Raw genomic sequence first — 18724 nt, forward strand, 5'->3', positions numbered from 1 at the left:
TTTATATTAAACATTGGAGGAAGTATATGAAGAAAGATAATAAGCTCATACTCATATTAACATTAGGATTACTAGCAGCTTTTGGACCATTATCATTAGATATGTATTTGCCTGCTTTACCACGTGTAGCAGATGATCTTAGCACAAGCGCTTCCTATGCTCAGCTCAGTCTGACTGCATGTATGATAGGTTTAGCAGTAGGTCAGATTATAGTAGGACCCATCAGTGATGTTACAGGGAGAAAGAAACCGTTGTTTATCGCACTTATTGGATATGCTTTATTTTCTTACTTTGCTGCGCGTGCAGCTACGATAGAATGGCTTATTTTCTTTAGATTTATTCAAGGATTTTGTGGTGGTGCAGGAGCTGTACTGTCACGAGCGATATCAAGTGATCTATATAAAGGGAAAGATTTAACGAAGTTTTTAGCAGTGCTGATGCTTGTTAATGGACTTGCACCTGTTCTTGCTCCCGTACTTGGTGGCGTTATATTGAGCATATCTACATGGCATACTGTTTTTTATATTTTAGCAATTTATGGTGTATTGATGGTACTCTTAGCACTTACTTTAGAGGAGAGCTTACCGAAATATAACAGGAATGAAGGCGCATTGAAATCAATTTGGAAAGACTTTAAATTATTGCTGACAAATAAAGCATTTGTGACGATGTTGATGCTTCAATCACTAACATATGGTGTATTGTTCAGCTATATTGCTGGGTCTCCATTTATTACCCAGAAAATATATGATATGAATGCACAGCAATTCAGTTATTTATTTGCATTGAATGGCATAGGCTTAATTGTATTCAGTCAGTTAACCGCTAAACTTGTAAATAAAATGGATGAACTGAAGATATTGAAGCTAGGACAAAATATTCAGTTCGTTGGCATGATACTTACAGTAATAGTGTTGGTGCTCCATCTTCCGGTATGGATGCTATGTGCTGCATTCTTCCTGATGATTACACCGGTTAGTATGATAGGAACGACTGGATTTTCTATCGCAATGCAAGTACAGAATCAGGGTGCTGGCAGTGCATCGGCAATATTGGGACTAATGCAGTTCTTAATTGGTGGTATACTATCACCCCTAGTTGGTGTGATGGGGGAAAGTTCGATTATTCCATTTATCGTTATCATTATTACATGTACCGTTCTTGCGCAAAGTATTAGAGCTATTTGGGTGGAAAATATTGAAATTTAATGCAATATACGACAAATAAAAGAAACCTCTTTTTATTATACTTAGAGCTGCCTCATTATAAATCTCCCTTTTCAAAAGAATATCATGAAAAAGATGCATCTCATCATACTTGAGATGCATCTTTTAGATACGGATTATAATGCTTTCTTATTTAAGTTGACAGTGTCCTATTACTCATCCCATAAATTTCTAAAGAGATGTGGCTTGTAATAATACAACAGTAACAATAGTCCAGTAATAATGGATACAGTACTTACTAAAACAATCCACCACATATTTTCCTGGAAGAATAGACGTTGTTCATACTTCTTGTTATCCTCAGCTTTAACAGTTGGAGCATGGTATTCATTTGAGACAAATGCACGTTTGTAGTGATAAGAAAGTTTGCCATCCTTAAACTGGAATGATCCTTTTGTATCGTTCTTAACAATGTCATATAAGTCTGAGTGCACATATAATTCTTGACCATTAATTGTATGTACGCCTTTAGCGAGTACTTTCTTATATGCATATTCATTATATACTTTGTCCATTATTGCATTGGCCATAATATTTCTATTAAATTCTGCTGGTGGGTCGTACCAGCTTTCGACACCCATCATCACTTGTATGATACGCATATCATTTTTCGTACCTGTTATTGCGGTATTGAAGCCGGCCGTATCACTCGAACCTGTTTTAAGACCGTCAACCCCTTTATACCCAAGTTTAGCGCCTTCTAATGAATGATTGTATGTATGAAAGGTTTCTTCATCGATGGTACCTTTTTTTACAGTAACATTGACGCTCTTCGTATATTTCAGTATTTCTGGATATTCACTCACGAGGTGCTGGCATAGTATCGCATAATCTTTAGCACTCGATATATTATCTTCATTTTGCGGATATTTCTTTGCTTTATATTCATTCAGCAAGTTATTAGGTGCACCTACAGGATTATAGAACTTCGTACTGTTCATACCGAGTCTTTTAGCTTCTTGATTCATCATATCAATGAATTCAGAATCATTTTCTGTTACGAGACTGGATAACATATATGTAGCTGCGTTACTTGAATTTGTCAGCATGATTGGCATAAGTTCATCAACGGTATAAACTGCATTTAATCTCAGTTTGTTATTACTTAATGCGGGTAACTTTGAAATATTATAAAATTTATCCGTTACTTTAACTTTAGTACTGTAAGTGATCTCACCCTTATCCATTTCCTGCAATAATAGATATAGTGTCATCAATTTGGACATTGAAGCAAGGGGCCATTTCGTATCGATATCATCTGAATAGAGTACTTGACCATTTTTTTGTGCTATTACAATAGTTCCTTTAGGGTTATATGATGCATCAATATAATTTCCAGCATCATTTGCAATTTCATAAGGTTCTTTAGCGAGTGCTGGGTATGAAAATAAAAATAAAAAAATTATTAAAAATGATAAGACACGGTTTAAAACTTTCATTCTTTGACCTCGATTTATTTATTAAAAATATAGATTTATTCTATCATAATTATTGAAGACTATAAATTTTATATTATAAAAATAAAAAAGCAAATGTTACTTATACTATCGCTAGCCAAAATGCCTCAATATTCGATTTTTAGACTAAAAAGCTTATATAAACGAACAAAAGTTCGTTTTTTATTGTGAAAAAGTGTGCTTAAATCAAAAAAACAATGTTATAATCATGAAAGTAAAATTAAATTAAAGGTGGAAAAGATGAATACTTATTTAATATTGAACATTGTTGGTATCTTAGTTTTTATTCTTGTTGCATTCTTGTTCTCTCGTGATAAAAAGAACATCGACTGGAAATCAATCATAATCATGTTAGTGCTTAATTTATTTTTAGCGTGGTTCTTTACACAATTCCCATACGGCAGAATCGGTGTTCAAAAAGTAGCAGATGCGTTTAGTTGGATGTTACAAGCAGCGTATTTTGGTATCGGAATGCCATTTGCAAGCTTTACTGCACCTGGTCCTGGTAAGATGGATATGGCTGTTTCAGCTTTGCTGCCTATTCTTTTCGTAGTACCGCTTTTTGATATTTTAATGTATATCGGGGTATTACCATTTATCATTAAATGGATGGGTTGGGTAATCGGTAAGGTTACAGGGCAACCGAGATTTGAATCATTTTATTCTATTGAGATGATGGTTTTAGGAAATACAGAAGCTTTAGCGGTATCTAATACACAATTAAGACAAATGAACGAAGCACGTGTCCTTACCATTGCATTGATGTCTATGAGCTGTATTTCAGGTTCTATCGTTGGTGCATATATCTCTATGGTGCCTGGAGAATTAGTATTAACTGCAATTCCTTTAAATATAATCAATGCAATCATCATAGCGACAATCTTAAATCCAGTTAAATTAACTCCTGAAGAAGATTATGTTGTTGAAATTAAAGCTGAAAAACGTCAGCCGTTCTTCTCCTTCTTAGGGGATTCAGTACTTGGAGCAGGAAAATTAATATTAATTATTATCGCATTCTTAATCGCATTTGTATCATTAGCGCATTTTATTGATATGCTATTAGGATTATTCCCAGGTAATTTAACATTAAGTATTATTTTAGGATGGATTATGGCGCCGTTTGCGATGCTTTTAGGTCTACCTTGGGCAGAAGCGAAAGTTGTCGGTGGTCATATGGCCACAAAGATTATCACTAATGAATTTGTTGTTATGTTAGGGGTTAAAGATCAACTAAAATCTTTTTCACCGCATATGACAGCAGTACTTGTAACATTCTTGATTTCATTCGCTAACTTCTCAACTATTGGTATGATCATTGGAACCTTAAAAGGTATTGTTAATGAGAAAACTTCTGATTTCGTAAGTAAATATGTACCGATGATGTTACTATCAGGTATTTTAGTATCATTACTGTCTGCAGCATTTGTTGGATTATTTACTTGGTAAGAAAATTTAGGACTGAGACATTAAGTCTCAGTCCTCTTTATTTATTTCTTTATGTTTAAGTAGCTGATTATCGTAAATATATAAAGTAAAATCTCTAATCTGATTGGAATCGCTTTCTCTGTATTATTTGTGAAAATAATCACAAAACTATTGCAATCCCTCTATACAGGTAGTATTATAAAACTGTGATAAAAAATATTTAAATAAAATACAACAGTTCATTTCATGATATTATGATTATTTTATATTAAAGGAAGAGGAGAATGTCTTATGTTTGTCAGTTCGTTTGATCCATTCGGTAACTTAGCAATATCAGCTATCGTTGCAGCAGTACCGATTATCTTGTTTTTGTTATGTTTAACCGTCTTTAAAATGAAGGGGATAAATGCAGCATTGATTACGCTTGTAGTAACAGCAGTTATTGCTTTATTCGTTTTTAAATTGCCTGGAGCAGTCGCTGCAGGAGGCGTAACTGAAGGTGTTGTTCAAGGATTGTTCCCGATTGGTTACATCATTATTATGGCAGTATGGCTTTATAAAGTGTCAGTAGAAAGTGGTAAGTTTAAGATTATTCAAGATTCTATTTCTGGAATTTCACCTGACCAGCGCATTCAGTTATTGCTTATTGGATTTTGTTTTAATTCTTTCCTTGAAGGTGCAGCTGGGTTTGGAGTGCCTATCGCAATTTGTGCAGTGTTACTTGTACAACTTGGATTTAAGCCACTTCAAGCTGCGATGTTCTGTTTGATTGCTAATGCCGCTTCTGGAGCTTTTGGAGCAATCGGTATCCCGGTAGGAATAGTGAATACACTAGGCTTAAAAGGTGGCGTTACGGCAATGGACGTGTCACAGATGACCGTGTATACACTCCCTATAACAAATATTGCTATTCCATTTATCCTCGTATTTGTATTAAATGGTATGAAAGGAATTAAAGAAACTTTACCGGCAATTTTAGTTTCAGGTTTAACTTATGCAGTTACACAAGTGTTGATTACAATCTTTATGGGACCTGAACTTGCAGATATTATTCCATCTTTACTTGCGATGGCAGCATTGGCGATATTCTGTAACAAATGGCAGCCGAAGAATATATTCCGATTATCAGATGATCAAGTTGAAACAGCACATCATCCTATTAAGGAGATTATCTCAGCCTGGAGCCCCTTCATCTTCTTGACAGCACTTGTACTTTTATGGAGCTTACCTGCATTTAAAGCACTGTTTGCAGAAGGTGGCATATTACAGAAATCGATTCTGACATTCCAGATGCCAGGAACGTTCAATGAAACATTGCAAAAAGGTGTAATGCTGAAACTAGATTTAATCGGAGCGACAGGGACAGCGATCTTGCTTGCAGTTCTAATTACCATCGTCACTTCACCTAAAATCAATTTTGGTAAAGCATTTGAATTACTTGGATTAACAATTAAAGAACTATGGATACCAGTTATTACAATTTGTGCAATTTTAGCGATTGCGAAGTTAACAACTTATGGTGGTTTAACTGTAGCGATGGGTCAGGCCATTGCCAAAACAGGATCAATATTCCCGCTACTTTCACCTGTACTCGGTTGGATTGGGGTATTTATGACAGGCTCTGTTGTAAATAACAATGTTCTATTTGCTTCTATCCAGGCAACAGCAGGTCATACGATTGGCACAAATCCAGCGTTGCTTGTTGCAGCGAATACAGCAGGTGGTGTTATGGCGAAGTTGATTTCTCCTCAATCTATAGCGATTGCTACTGCAGCTGTTGGTGAAGTTGGTCAAGAATCGAAGCTATTAAGTATGACATTGAAATATAGTATTGCATTACTTGTATTTGTTTGTATTTGGACATTCGCACTTAGTTTAGTACTTTAATCAATTATTATTAAAGGAGAGATAAAGATGGAAAAATTTAAAGGCAATAAAGTAGTTCTTGTTGGTAATGGTGCAGTAGGATCTAGTTATGCATTTGCGATGTTAAACCAAGGTGCTTGTGATGAATTTGTGATCATCGATCTTAATGAAGATAAAGCTAAAGGTGATGCGATGGACTTGAATCACGGTGTCGTTTATGCACCGAGTCCAATGCAAGTTAAATATGGTACGTATGAAGATTGTCATGATGCATCTTTAATTGTTATTTGTGCGGGAGCAGCACAAAAACCTGGAGAAACACGACTAGATTTAGTTGGTAAGAATATGAAAATCTTTAAATCCATTGTCGATGAGATTATGAAAAGTGGATTTGACGGTATCTTCTTAATTGCAACGAATCCTGTAGATGTATTAACATATGCTGTCCAAAAGTTCTCTGGATTACCAGAAAATCAAGTTATAGGATCTGGTACAATACTTGATACTGCACGTTTTAGACATTTATTAAGTCAAGAGTTTAACGTTTCTCCTAACAGTGTTCACGGTTATATTATCGGTGAACATGGAGATTCAGAATTAGCGGTATGGAGCGGTACAAATATTGCAGGTAATTCACTTTATGATATTTTAAATGAAAATCCTGAAAAACAGAAACTGATAGAAGAAATATTTGTCAATACGCGTGATGCGGCTTACGAAATTATTAAAGCTAAAGGTGCCACTTATTACGGTGTTGCAATGGGCTTAATGCGTATTTCTAAAGCAATCTTAAATAATGAGAACGTTGTACTGACAGTATCTGCGAAATTAAATGGTGAGTATGGCCATGACGATGTATATATCGGTGTCCCTGCGATTATTAACAGAAACGGCATCAGAGAAGTATTAGAAACACCATTAAATACAGAAGAAAAAGAAAAATTTGCAAAATCAGTAGAAACTTTAAAAGCGATTCAAACACCATTTTTCAGCTAAATAATTTAATCAATGATTAATTGAATGCAATGGATAAACCCTGGACGGTATGAGGAAATTTCTCCTTCTATTACTGTTTGGGGTTTTTATAAGGAGAGAATTATTGTATCACTGTTGAAAGTGACTTAAATTTTAGTTAAGCTTATTAACAGTGATTATGACAAAAAGGAGGATATATATGAAAATCTCAGCAAAATCGATTTTCTTCGTTATATTAGGTTCATTAATTTTCTCACTTGCAGTGAATGTATTTATTATTCCTGCAAATTTGGGTGAAGGCGGCGTAACTGGGATGTCATTGATTTTCCTTTATAAGTTTGGTTGGTCACCCGCAATTACGACGTTAATTATGAATGTAGTCTTGCTTATTGTGGGATTTAAATTTTTATCTAAACGTTCGATGATTTTAACGATTATTTCTATTATTTCGCTTTCTGTATTTTTGAAGCTTACAGAGCCGTTACAACTTCATCTTAAAGAAGTGCTTGTAAGTACCATCTTTGGAGGGTTTCTCATTGGTGTAGGTATTGGAATGATTGTTCTCGTTGGTGGTACAACTGCAGGAACTACGATTTTAGCGAGAATTGCACATAAATATCTGGATGTAAACACTTCATATGCGCTACTGTTCTTTGATTTGATTGTTGTAGCTTTATCACTAACTGTTATTTCGGTAGAACGTGCGTTACTAACTGTGCTAAGTTTATATATCGGCACAAAGGCGATGGATGTAATGATCGAAGGATTGAACCCTAAGAAAGCCATTACAATCATCTCTCAAAACCCAGATCCGATAGCGAAGATGCTGGATGAAGATATCGGGCGAGGTGTTACAATTTTGAATGGCCGTGGTTATTATTCTAAAAGAGAAACAGATGTACTTTATTGTGTAATCAATAAGCTGCAGTTAACACGTACGAAACGTATGATTAAAAAAATTGATGAGCAGGCATTCGTAGTCGTACATGATGTACGTGATGTACTTGGTAACGGATTTATGACAGAAGATTAATGCGCTAAATATAAAACCCGGCTGATGTGTTAATAACACAACAGTCGGGTTTTACTGTGATTATGATCTATTTTGACAGAAGAGATATTTCTTAGCCTAAGGATGTATCGGAATGAATGAAAGCATCTCTGATATTTTTATTTTCTTCTTCAAATAAGGGGTTGTGGCTTGAAACGACACCATACTGTTCAGCAGATGGATCGATATATGATTTAATTTTGTTGACTGCTATTGCAGCATCGTGAAAGCAACCGGCGATTAAATTCACTTTTGCATCGTGTTTCAATATATCACCGATAGCATAAATACCATCGATATTTGTACTGCCATCTGCATTACCTGCAATATAAAAATTATCTGCACGATGAAGATTGATATCGCTTTTATCAAGGAGTTCGGAATCCATGTGAAAACCATGATTAATAATGACTTCATCTACAGCTAAAGTATAAATAGTATTATCTTGTTTTTTGATGACTGCAGAAGTGATATAGTCATCTTGAGCATTAAAAGAATGTATCCATTGGTTATTGAGCTTAATGACACCTAGCTGATCTAATTGATTGACCATTTCTTCATGGCCTTTGAAATCTTCTTTGCGACAAATGATGTGTACACTATTAGCATAAGGTGCTATGTCTCTCGCCCAGTCAATTGCAGTATTTCCTCCGCCAGATATCAAGATGTCCTTATCTTTAAATCTTGTGAGGGAAGGGACGACATAATGAAGATTATTGATTTCAAATCTTTCCGCATCTTGAATATCTAATTTTATCGGATTAATAATACCTGAGCCAATTGCAATAATAACACTACGAGAAAAATAAGAGTGCTTATTAGTGATCACTTCAAATGAATGACTGTGGTGTTTTTTTATATTGATTACCTTTTCGTTGAGATTCACTTCGGGACGAAAGGTTTTACCTTGAGTTACTAAGTCTGTCATTAGTAATGCTGCGGGTTTAGGTGTTGTGGCACCGATATCCCATACAATCTTTTCTGGATAGAGATTGAGTTTGCCTCCAAGCTTATCATTATATTCAATTATTCGGGCATCTAGACCTCTTAATCCTGCATAGAAACTTGCATATAATCCAGCTGGGCCTCCGCCGATGATTGTTACATCTTTCATATTCTCAGTTCCTTTCTGCTCAATCTTGCTATAATAAATATTATACATTAAAATATCAATATTGATAATCATTATCAATTAATGATAAGAGAGAAAGTTGGGTATCATGAGCAGATTACAAGGGAATAAAGTAACAATCAGTTACGGAGATAAAGAAATTGTAAAATCATTGGACATTTCCATTCCAGATCATAAGATCACATCAATCATCGGTCCAAATGGATGTGGTAAATCTACATTACTTAAAGGCTTATCGCGTATATTATCCGTGAAGACAGGTGAAATTATACTTGATGGAAAAAGTATTCACGAGCAATCAACTAAAGAAGTTGCTAAGAAAATTGCAGTACTTCCTCAGTCACCCGATGTAACAGATGGTCTAAGTGTAGAGGAACTTGTAAGTTATGGTAGGTTCCCATATCAAAAAGGATTCGGACGTCTATCAGCTGAAGATAAGATGGAAATTGACTGGGCACTTCGTGTGACTGGAACATGGGACTATAAAACACGTAATGTAAATGATTTGTCAGGGGGGCAGAGACAACGCGTATGGATTGCTATGGCGCTTGCACAAAAGACGGATATTATCTTTCTTGATGAACCTACAACGTATCTGGATATTTCACATCAACTTGAAATACTGGAGCTTATACAAACATTGAATCGAGAAGAAGGATGCACAATCGTTATGGTGCTTCACGATATTAATCAGGCAATTCGCTTTTCTGATCATTTAATTGCAATGAGAGAAGGTGAGATTATTAAAGAGGGTAAGCCAGAAGAAGTTCTGACGAAAGATATATTGGCGAAAGTATTTAATATTGATGCGGAGATATCTAATGACCCGCGTAACGGTAAACCGATGCTTGTGACTTATGATTTACTATGCAGACATTATATGAAAGACGTAGCTCGAAATCATGAATAGAACTTACCTCTTCAAAAATTATTTTTACTCAGGGCTTTTATTATCAATGATTTTTTTAGTTATTACGTTGTTACTTTCTTTTATGTTAGGTTCAGAAAATTATAGCCTCTACGAAGTCGTTCAAGCTGTGTTTCATTATAATAATAGTGAGGTCCATAACATCATCCGCGAAATTCGAATGCCACGTGAAGTTGCAGCGATGCTTGTTGGAATGAGCCTTGCTTGTAGTGGTGCAGTAATGCAAGGAATAACGAGAAACCCACTTGCAGATCCAGCACTTATCGGTCTGAATGCGGGGGCATTGTTATTTATCAGTATTATGTTTGCGATAGTACCAGGTGCAAACTTTATAATGATTATGTTATCAGGATTTATAGGTGCGATTATCGGTGGGACAATTGTACTTATGCTGGGAAATTCAAAGCGTGGAGGATTTAACGCGATGAAAATTATTTTAGCGGGAGCAGCGGTAAGTACATTGATGACCGCACTTGCACAGGGAGTTTCGATATATTTTAAGACGAACCAAAGCAATTTATTATGGTCAAGCGGAGGTGTAACAGGAACAACGTGGCAACATATATTTTATGCAGCACCGGTGATTCTGATTACGCTGTTGCTATTATTTATCTTCAGTAGACAGCTTACAATTTTAAGTGTAGGAGATGAAATGGCTGCAGGATTAGGCGTAAATACATCAAAGACGAGAGTGTTATTCTCAGTGCTCACGATGATACTTGCAGGTGTGGCCGTTGCTTTAGTCGGATCCCTTGCTTTTGTAGGGTTAATGGTTCCCCATATTGCTAGAATGCTTGTAGGTATTGATTATAGAAAGTTATTGCCATTTACAACGATACTCGGTGGAATCTTCGTAGTTTGGGCGGATATTATTGCACGTCAGACAGGTGAGGCACCTATTGGAGCGATTGTCTCGATTATCGGTGTTCCATTCTTTATATATCTTGTCAGAAGGGATGGGACGATGTGAACATAAATAAGATAACAAGACAGTGGTTCGTGATGATTGCACTTATAATATTATTGTTTATTGTGATTATCATCAGTATGACAACAGGCGACTTTAAAATGGCCCCCAATACTTTTTTACGCACATTATTTGGAGCTGGTGATGAAACAGAAACTATGATTCTTTATGAGTTTCGATTGCCGAGATTACTCATTACGATAATGGGAGGCGTCGCACTTGCTCTAAGCGGTGCCATTTTGCAAAGTATTACGAAGAATCCTCTTGCGGACCCTGGGATAATGGGAATCAATGCAGGGAGTGGCTTCTTCATTGCGCTGTTGATGATATTTATACCTGTAGATAGTAGCAACTTTATCTATGTGTTACCTCTTTTTAGCATGATGGGCGCTTTGATTACAATCGGTGTCGTGCTTAAATTAAGCTATGATAAAGAAACAGGTATTAATCCGGTAAAGATGATACTTATAGGAATCGGTCTTTCTACTGCTCTTAGCGGTGCGATGATGATGCTGACTTCAACTTTTAATAAAGAAGATGTAGAGTTTATATCGAAATGGCTTGGCGGGGAAATCTGGGGAGACAGTTGGTCATTTGTAATCATGCTAGGGGTAATATTGTTAATCTGTCTGCCATATATTATGCAAAAATTAACGGTACTGAATATATTGAATACTCATGATCATGTAGCGACAGGTGTTGGTGTTAATTTATCAGTAGAACGTCGTAATGCGGTGATTATTTCAGTCTTATTATGTGCAGGTGCTGTATCTGTATGTGGAAGTATCGCATTTGTAGGCTTGATAAGCCCCCACATCGCACGACAACTTGTTGGTGCAAGACATGAACGTTTTATCCCGGTGACAATCGTGATTGGTGCAATATTACTCAGTTTTGCAGATATGGTGGGACGCCTTCTCATATCTCCTGCAGGTATACCGGCGGGTATTCTCGTAAGCATTATAGGAGCACCATATTTTCTTTATTTGATGAGAAAAAATCTATAGCCCCCACATTAATTCAATAGTATAAAATATTATATTGATGCATAATATATTATGCAAAAGGGAATGTATATTAAAAGAATGAAGTGGAGTGGGTATGATGGATAAGCATCCATTAATAAGTGCGTATACGTCTTTTGTGAGAAATAGGTCAAACGATAAGATAGGAGTTATTGGACAGCCTGATGCAGGAAAAAGTGCGCTTATCAACTTGCTTTGTGAGAGTAAAGCATATATATCTGTTCAAACTGATGCAACGCTTGATACTAAAGCTTATGCTTATAATGATTATGGTTATCTTGTTGATTTTCCAGGTGTTGGAACGGAAGTTATGACGGTAAAAAAATATAAAAAAATTATTCAGAATGTAAATATAAAGCATTATCTATATGTATTTTCGAGTAAGATAAAAGCAGTAGATATAGAAATAATTAAATATTTAGCGAAGCAAGGCAAAGACATTACTTTTATATACAATAAAGTGGATACATTAATCGATGTGCAAGGTGAAGATAATAAAGAAGCGTTAATTCGTGATAAAGATGTAGAACTTAATGTGATGATGAAAGAAATAATCCATAAAAAACAATCTTATACATTTACAAGCGTAGTAGATCATACGGGTATTGATTCGTTAAAATACGTGCTGGACGAAATCTTTGTGACTGAAGAAGCGTTATTTATTAGTCGATATCAAGACAATAAATATAAAGAAAGTTATTTAAATTATAAGACCCAATCCGCCTTTCCTAAATTGTTTACGCCAAGCTTTAAAACTATCCTTTTGAAAGCGAACTATAAATCATTAGAGCGCACTATAATGGAGCACTTTAAAATACAGGAAGAAGACATTATTGAACATGCACAAAAATGCATTACAATTCAGGAATTAATTGATGAATTTGAACAACAAAACTCGGATAAAAAGGTGAGCAAAGCGATGGCGCTTACTAAAATCGTGCAGCTTTTAAGAAGTTCCTTTAAAATAAAAAGTGTGAATCCGATTTCGATGGTCGTTACATCTATGCTTGAAGTTGGAATTAGCAATGCATTTCCGGTATTACAAGCTATCAGTAAGTATATGAATGAAATTCGTCAGATTGCGGATGACATGATTGTTGAAGAACAGAAAATTTATAAACAACAATAGGAGGTTATCATTTTGTGCACTAGAAAATGGTGGAAAGAAGCGGTCTGTTATCAAATCTATCCAAGAAGCTTTAAGGATTCTAATGGTGATGGAATTGGTGATATCAATGGTATCACGGAGAAGCTCGATTATTTAAAGGATCTAGGTATCGATGTCATATGGGTGAGCCCGATATTTGAGTCTCCTAATGATGATAATGGATATGATATTAGTGATTATCAAGAGATTATGCGAGATTTCGGGACAATGGAAGACTTTGATCGCTTGCTTTATGAAGTACATGCAAGAGGCATGAAATTGATTCTAGACCTTGTCATTAATCATACAAGTGACGAACACAGCTGGTTTGTAGAAGCGAAGAAGAGTAAAGATAATGAATTTCGTGACTGGTACATATGGAAAGATGGCAAAGATGATAAAGAGCCTAACAACTGGGCTAGTATATTTGAAGGATCAGCATGGGAGTACGATGCAACGACAAATCAATATTACATGCACGTATTCAGCAGAAAGCAACCAGATTTAAACTGGGAAAATGAAAACATGCGCCAAGCGATATATAATATGGTGAACTGGTGGCTGGACAAAGGTATCGATGGATTCAGGGTGGATGCGATTAGTCATATTAAGAAAAGTTTTGATAAGGGAGATTTGCCTGGAGCAGATAAGCTGGGCTACGCAGAATCTTTCGAAGGACATATGAATCAACCAGGTATTCAAGAGTACTTGCAGGAACTTAAAGAAAATACATTTGATAAATATGACATTATGACAGTGGGTGAAGCCAATGGTGTAACGATTGAAGACTCAGAAGAATGGGTCGGTGAAGAGAACGGCAAATTCAATATGGTCTTTCAATTTGAACATTTAAATCTATGGGATCATAACGTAGGTAAGAGCTTTGATATTAAAGGGTATAAAGATGTTCTGAATAGCTGGCAAAAAGGACTTGAGGATAAAGGATGGAATGCGCTATTTATTGAGAACCATGATCGTCAACGGGTGTCATCTACATGGGGAGATGATGAAGAATATTGGTATGAAAGTTCTACAAGTCATGCTGTTGTATATTTCTTGCAGCAAGGAACACCATTTATATATCAAGGGCAAGAAATAGGTATGACGAACTACCCATTTGAAGATATTATAGATTTCGATGATGTACATGCAAAGAATATTTATAATCAAGAACTCAAAAAAGGTGTACCTAAAGAAGAAGTGATTGAGATGCTAAGACGTATCTCAAGAGACAATACGAGAACTCCGATGCAGTGGGATGATACGAAAAATGCGGGATTCACGAAAGGAACACCATGGCTTAAAGTAAATCCAAATTTTGAAGATATCAATGTATTTAAACAAGAGAAAGATGAAAATTCCATCTTAAATTTCTATAAGCAGTTAATCCAGCTTAAGAAAAAACATCTTACATTAACATATGGGACATTTGATTTAATCTACCCTGAAGATACTAAAGTATTTGCATATACGAGAACGTATGAAGGTGATCAGTTTATAATCATTGGAAATTTGAGTCACGACAAAGTGACGTTGAAAAAAGATGAATCGCTTAAAATGAGTGATGAATCCCTTGTACTCTATAACTATCAGAAAGAAGAAAGATCTGAGGACATATTTACTTTTCAGCCTTTTGAGGCGCGTATATACCATATCGAAAACAGGTGACGCATTGCGTTACCTGTTATTTTTTATATTCTATAGTTTGGTATAATAAAGGTATTAAAATAGCGAGGGATATATATGGGGAAATTAGAACGCAAGAAATTATACGAAGAGATTGCCGAAGTAATTACTGAGAAGATAAAAAACGGAGAATATAGTAGGGGAGACAAGCTGCCTTCAATTCAAGCTTTGTCTAAAGAATACGGTGTTGGACAGGCCTCTATTCGTGAGGCGCTAAATGCATTGCGTGTGATTGGGCTGTTGGAAATAAAGCATGGTGAGGGTACATTTGTTAAAGCGATTGAAACCTCTGCATTTACACCTGAAATAGCGCTATATGACAAGGAAGATATCAAGGATCTCCTTGAAGTGCGTAAAGTGCTTGAAATTGGATCTGTCAGAGCAGCTGCGATGCATAGATCCGAACAGCAATTGGAAGCGATACACTATACATTAAAACAAATGGAACAGGCAATGCATGACAGGGAAATAGGCGAAGAAAGCGACTTAAACTTTCATCTTTCTATTGCAGAAGCTTCTAATAATAAATTGTTAAAGCATATGTTAGTAGAAGTATCAGATAAAATTAAGACAGTGATGAAAGAAACGAGACAGATTTGGTTATTTAATGAAGAAAAATCAATTGAAAAGCTTTTTAATGAGCATACAGAGATTTTTCTGGCTATAAAAAATAGAAATATAAAACTTTCTGAGAAAAAAATGCTTAAACACCTGGAAGATGTGGAAGAAGTATTAATAGCGCATTATAAAATATAATTTTGTCACTTGCTTTTAGAAAAACGTTGCAATAGAATAGAACTATTGGTCACCGAGTCATATGATGACTGGTTAATTTCAGCTGTGGGCACACTGAAAAAAATTTGGGGGTATAACTATGAAAGTAAGCTTATTCAGTACATGTTTAGTAGATGTATTCGAAAAACGTGTGGGTATTGCAACAGTAGAATTATTAGAGAAACTGGGATGTGAAGTAGATTTCCCGGCAGCACAAGTATGTTGTGGACAACCTGCTTATAACTCAGGGTATCACGAGGAAACGAAGAAAGCTGCGAAGAATATGATTAAAGCTTTCGAGCAATCAGAAGTTGTCGTTGCACCTTCAGGATCATGTGTAACGATGTTTAAACATTATCCGGATCTATTCAAAAACGATGCAAAGTGGCAAGCACGTGCACAGGAACTTGCAGATAAAACGTATGAAGTTACGCAGTTCATTGTAGAAGTGCTAGGTATTACAAATGTAGGCGCAAAGCTTGATGGTGTAGCTACAATTCATCCATCATGCCATATGACACGCCTGTTAGGGAATGTGACTGCGCCTGCTAAACTTCTGAATGAAGTAGAAGGACTAGAAGTTGTTGAATTACCTAACTACTATAACTGTTGTGGTTTCGGTGGAACATTTGCTGTTAAAATGAGCGATGTTTCAGGTGAAATGGTAGATGAAAAAGTAGATTGCATCGTTGAAAGTGGTGCGGATTATTTAGTTGGTGGAGACTGCAGTTGTTTGATGAATATTGATGGTAGATTAAGACGTCGTGGTGTTGATGTGAAAGCTGTACATATCATTGAAATCTTAAATAACCAAGTGGAGGCGGTGACTACACGATGAGTATGAGAATAGGTAACGAAACGTTTAAGCAAGCAGTTAAAACTGAACTTAAAGATGAATTTATGCGTGGTGCTGTCAGTAGTGCGCAAGATAGATTAAGAGAACGCAAGCTTAAAACACAAGAGGACCTTGGAAACTGGGAAGAGTGGAGAGACCATTCTGAAGAGATTCGTCAACATACGCTTGCAAACCTTGACTATTACTTAAACATGCTTTCTGAGAATGTCGCTGCTAAAGGTGGTCATGTATTCTTCGCTGAAACAGCAGAAGAAGCCAATCAATATGTTCAAAAAGTACTACGTGACAAAAATGCTAAAAAAGTAGCAAAATCAAAATCAATGGTAACTGAAGAAATTGGTCTGAATGAAGCGATGGAAGCGGTAGGATGTGAAGTCATCGAGACAGACTTAGGAGAATATATTCTTCAAGTCGATGATCATAATCCACCTTCACATATCGTTGTACCTGCACTTCATCTTAATAAAGAGCAAATCGAAAAGGTCTTCAAAGAAAAACTTGGATATGATAAATCAAGTCAGCCGGAAGAACTTGCGTTATTTGCGCGTCAAAAGTTACGTGAAGAGTTTCTTTCTGCTGATGTCGGGATTACAGGATGTAACTTCGGTGTTGCAGAAAGTGGTTCATTCAGCCTAGTTACAAATGAAGGTAACGCACGTATGGTAACAACATTACCTAAAACTCAGATTACAGTTATGGGTATGGAACGTTTAGTTCCTACACATGAAGAACTGGAAGTATTAGTATCAATGCTTACGCGTTCGGCTGTAGGACAAAAATTAACAAGTTATGTGACAACTTTAACAGGCCCACGTGCGGAAGATGAAATTGATGGTCCGGAAGAGTTCCATTTAATTATTGTTGATAATGGACGCTCTAAAATTTTAGGAACGCAATTCCAATCTATTCTACAATGTATTCGTTGTGCTGCTTGTGTAAATGTTTGTCCTGTTTATCGTCAAACAGGTGGTCATTCATATGGTTCGATTTATCCAGGACCAGTTGGAGCGGTATTATCGCCATTACTTGGTGGATATGACACGTACAAAGAATTACCATATGCTTCTACATTATGTGGTGCTTGTACTGAAGCATGTCCTGTTAAGATCCCGTTACATGACTTATTGCTTGAACACAGACGTGTTATTGTTGAGGAAGAACATATGTCACCAGTTGCAGAACGTCTTGTCATGAAAGGTTTTGCACAAGGAGCTAGTCATTCAACTTTATTTAAATACGGTACTAAAGCAGCACCAGCATTAATGTCTCCGTTTGAAAACAAAGATAAAGGTATGATTACTAAAGGTCCTAAGCCTTTACAAGCATGGACAAATTCTCGTGATTTCCCAATGCCGGATGATGAAAACTTCCGCGATTGGATGCAAAAAAGATTGAAAAGAGGTGCGAAATAATGGAAAGAGGCACAATTCATAATAAAGGTTCATTCTTAAGTAACATCTCTAAAAATCTACAGCGTGAAATGCCGCAGCATGTAGAACGTCCAGAATGGCAATATCGTCCTCAAGATAAGACGCTTACAGGTCTTACGCAAGACGAACTATTAGAAGTTTTAAGACAGCAATGTAACTTCATTCATACTGATCTCGTTGAAACGACGACAGATAATATTAATGAAACATTGAAACAAGTTATTGATAAATACGGCAACGGGGAAGTTATTGCATGGAACGACAAACGTTTCGCTGATTTTGGAATCGATTTAGAAGCGCATGATGCCTTTATCTGGGATGAAGCAAAAGGTGCTGAGAACTTACAAGTCGCAGAACGTGCGAATGTCGGGATTACTTTCAGTGATGCAACACTTGCAGAGAGTGGAACGGTTGTATTATATGCGGATAAAGGTAAAGGGCGTAGTGTAAGTTTACTTCCTGCGACTTATATAGCCATTGTCCCTAAATCTACAATTGTGCCAAGGTTTACACAAGCTGCGCAACAGATGAATGCTATGATGGAAGACCAAGAAAACTTCCCTACATGCATTAATTTGATCACGGGACCATCAAATTCAGCAGATATCGAAATGAAACTTGTTGTTGGTGTTCACGGACCTATTAAAGCAACGTATATCGTTGTAGATGATAAATAGTTTAACAAAAACCAGCTATTGTATATGCGCTAACCCCATGATATGGGAGTAAAATAAAAACACTTTCGTTGAATTCATATTAAAATGAATTTATACGGAGGT

The 18724-nt window shown here is 36.1% G+C and carries 16 protein-coding genes; 14 read left to right on the top strand and 2 right to left on the bottom strand.

Annotation, left to right across the window (positions count from 1 at the left end):
- Positions 1-26 precede the first annotated feature (26 nt).
- A complete protein-coding gene (gene tcaB, locus ACZ2V4_RS06685) occupies positions 27-1208 on the top strand; it encodes a putative multidrug effflux MFS transporter TcaB (protein WP_490514648.1) in 1182 nt (393 codons plus the stop codon).
- 170 nt (positions 1209-1378) lie between these two features.
- On the opposite strand, the gene ACZ2V4_RS06690 is transcribed toward tcaB, so the two are convergent.
- Positions 1379-2665, bottom strand: a complete 1287-nt coding sequence (locus tag ACZ2V4_RS06690) for a D-alanyl-D-alanine carboxypeptidase (RefSeq protein WP_420494085.1) — start codon at positions 2663-2665, stop codon at positions 1379-1381.
- A 258-nt stretch (positions 2666-2923) separates the two neighbouring features.
- Here ACZ2V4_RS06690 and ACZ2V4_RS06695 point away from each other — a divergent pair, with 258 nt between their 5' ends.
- From ACZ2V4_RS06695 to ACZ2V4_RS06710, 4 genes are all read left to right on the top strand, one after another.
- Positions 2924-4129, top strand: coding sequence for a NupC/NupG family nucleoside CNT transporter (locus ACZ2V4_RS06695; protein WP_219493616.1), 1206 nt, complete (start codon positions 2924-2926; stop codon positions 4127-4129).
- Positions 4130-4399: 270 nt separating this feature from the next.
- The gene (locus ACZ2V4_RS06700; RefSeq protein WP_490514649.1) at positions 4400-5995 is read left to right on the top strand and encodes an L-lactate permease; all 1596 of its coding nucleotides are present in this window, start codon (positions 4400-4402) and stop codon (positions 5993-5995) included.
- 27 nt (positions 5996-6022) lie between these two features.
- A complete protein-coding gene (locus ACZ2V4_RS06705) occupies positions 6023-6970 on the top strand; it encodes an L-lactate dehydrogenase (protein WP_012656074.1) in 948 nt (315 codons plus the stop codon).
- Between the two features lie 178 nt (positions 6971-7148).
- Positions 7149-7982 (top strand): YitT family protein, encoded by an 834-nt coding sequence (locus ACZ2V4_RS06710; protein ID WP_219493618.1) that lies wholly within the window; start codon positions 7149-7151, stop codon positions 7980-7982.
- A 91-nt stretch (positions 7983-8073) separates the two neighbouring features.
- On the opposite strand, the gene ACZ2V4_RS06715 is transcribed toward ACZ2V4_RS06710, so the two are convergent.
- The gene (locus tag ACZ2V4_RS06715) at positions 8074-9114 is read right to left on the bottom strand and encodes an NAD(P)/FAD-dependent oxidoreductase (protein ID WP_219494794.1); all 1041 of its coding nucleotides are present in this window, start codon (positions 9112-9114) and stop codon (positions 8074-8076) included.
- A 106-nt stretch (positions 9115-9220) separates the two neighbouring features.
- Between ACZ2V4_RS06715 and ACZ2V4_RS06720 the strand changes: the two genes are divergently transcribed.
- The 9 genes from ACZ2V4_RS06720 to ACZ2V4_RS06760 all read left to right on the top strand — a co-directional run bounded on the left by ACZ2V4_RS06720 (position 9221) and on the right by ACZ2V4_RS06760 (position 18622).
- A complete protein-coding gene (locus ACZ2V4_RS06720; RefSeq protein ID WP_219493619.1) occupies positions 9221-10042 on the top strand; it encodes an ABC transporter ATP-binding protein in 822 nt (273 codons plus the stop codon).
- Complete coding sequence (locus tag ACZ2V4_RS06725; RefSeq protein ID WP_219493620.1) at positions 10035-11030, top strand: FecCD family ABC transporter permease; 996 nt, start codon at positions 10035-10037, stop codon at positions 11028-11030. The genes ACZ2V4_RS06720 and ACZ2V4_RS06725 overlap by 8 nt, the downstream gene beginning before the upstream one ends.
- A complete protein-coding gene (locus tag ACZ2V4_RS06730; RefSeq protein WP_241427468.1) occupies positions 11027-12034 on the top strand; it encodes a FecCD family ABC transporter permease in 1008 nt (335 codons plus the stop codon). The genes ACZ2V4_RS06725 and ACZ2V4_RS06730 overlap by 4 nt, the downstream gene beginning before the upstream one ends.
- A gap of 97 nt (positions 12035-12131) precedes the next feature.
- Entirely contained in the window at positions 12132-13181 is a 1050-nt protein-coding gene (locus ACZ2V4_RS06735; RefSeq protein ID WP_420494086.1) for a GTPase domain-containing protein, read from the top strand.
- A gap of 6 nt (positions 13182-13187) precedes the next feature.
- Positions 13188-14867: a glycoside hydrolase family 13 protein gene (locus ACZ2V4_RS06740; protein WP_305800109.1), complete on the top strand. Its 1680-nt coding sequence runs from the start codon at positions 13188-13190 to the stop codon at positions 14865-14867.
- A gap of 75 nt (positions 14868-14942) precedes the next feature.
- On the top strand, positions 14943-15641 hold the full coding sequence (locus tag ACZ2V4_RS06745) for a FadR/GntR family transcriptional regulator (protein ID WP_219493623.1): 699 nt from the start codon (positions 14943-14945) through the stop codon (positions 15639-15641).
- Positions 15642-15759: 118 nt separating this feature from the next.
- A complete protein-coding gene (locus ACZ2V4_RS06750) occupies positions 15760-16497 on the top strand; it encodes a (Fe-S)-binding protein (RefSeq protein WP_219493625.1) in 738 nt (245 codons plus the stop codon).
- Positions 16494-17927 (top strand): LutB/LldF family L-lactate oxidation iron-sulfur protein, encoded by a 1434-nt coding sequence (locus ACZ2V4_RS06755; RefSeq protein WP_219493627.1) that lies wholly within the window; start codon positions 16494-16496, stop codon positions 17925-17927. The genes ACZ2V4_RS06750 and ACZ2V4_RS06755 overlap by 4 nt, the downstream gene beginning before the upstream one ends.
- Entirely contained in the window at positions 17927-18622 is a 696-nt protein-coding gene (locus tag ACZ2V4_RS06760; RefSeq protein WP_219493629.1) for a LutC/YkgG family protein, read from the top strand. The genes ACZ2V4_RS06755 and ACZ2V4_RS06760 overlap by 1 nt, the downstream gene beginning before the upstream one ends.
- The last annotated feature ends 102 nt before the right edge of the window (positions 18623-18724 follow it).

It is taken from the genome of Macrococcus sp. CoH-51_TC_04, assembly GCF_058188655.1.

Bases quoted from the DNA above. Each gene is read 5' to 3' on its own strand.
- tcaB (WP_490514648.1), top strand. From the start codon at position 27: ATGAAGAAAGATAATAAGCTCATACTCATATTAACATTAGGATTACTA.
- ACZ2V4_RS06690 (WP_420494085.1), bottom strand. From the start codon at position 2,665: ATGAAAGTTTTAAACCGTGTCTTATCATTTTTAATAATTTTTTTATTT.
- ACZ2V4_RS06695 (WP_219493616.1), top strand. From the start codon at position 2,924: ATGAATACTTATTTAATATTGAACATTGTTGGTATCTTAGTTTTTATT.
- ACZ2V4_RS06700 (WP_490514649.1), top strand. From the start codon at position 4,400: ATGTTTGTCAGTTCGTTTGATCCATTCGGTAACTTAGCAATATCAGCT.
- ACZ2V4_RS06705 (WP_012656074.1), top strand. From the start codon at position 6,023: ATGGAAAAATTTAAAGGCAATAAAGTAGTTCTTGTTGGTAATGGTGCA.
- ACZ2V4_RS06710 (WP_219493618.1), top strand. From the start codon at position 7,149: ATGAAAATCTCAGCAAAATCGATTTTCTTCGTTATATTAGGTTCATTA.
- ACZ2V4_RS06715 (WP_219494794.1), bottom strand. From the start codon at position 9,114: ATGAAAGATGTAACAATCATCGGCGGAGGCCCAGCTGGATTATATGCA.
- ACZ2V4_RS06720 (WP_219493619.1), top strand. From the start codon at position 9,221: ATGAGCAGATTACAAGGGAATAAAGTAACAATCAGTTACGGAGATAAA.
- ACZ2V4_RS06725 (WP_219493620.1), top strand. From the start codon at position 10,035: ATGAATAGAACTTACCTCTTCAAAAATTATTTTTACTCAGGGCTTTTA.
- ACZ2V4_RS06735 (WP_420494086.1), top strand. From the start codon at position 12,132: ATGGATAAGCATCCATTAATAAGTGCGTATACGTCTTTTGTGAGAAAT.
- ACZ2V4_RS06745 (WP_219493623.1), top strand. From the start codon at position 14,943: ATGGGGAAATTAGAACGCAAGAAATTATACGAAGAGATTGCCGAAGTA.
- ACZ2V4_RS06750 (WP_219493625.1), top strand. From the start codon at position 15,760: ATGAAAGTAAGCTTATTCAGTACATGTTTAGTAGATGTATTCGAAAAA.
- ACZ2V4_RS06755 (WP_219493627.1), top strand. From the start codon at position 16,494: ATGAGTATGAGAATAGGTAACGAAACGTTTAAGCAAGCAGTTAAAACT.
- ACZ2V4_RS06760 (WP_219493629.1), top strand. From the start codon at position 17,927: ATGGAAAGAGGCACAATTCATAATAAAGGTTCATTCTTAAGTAACATC.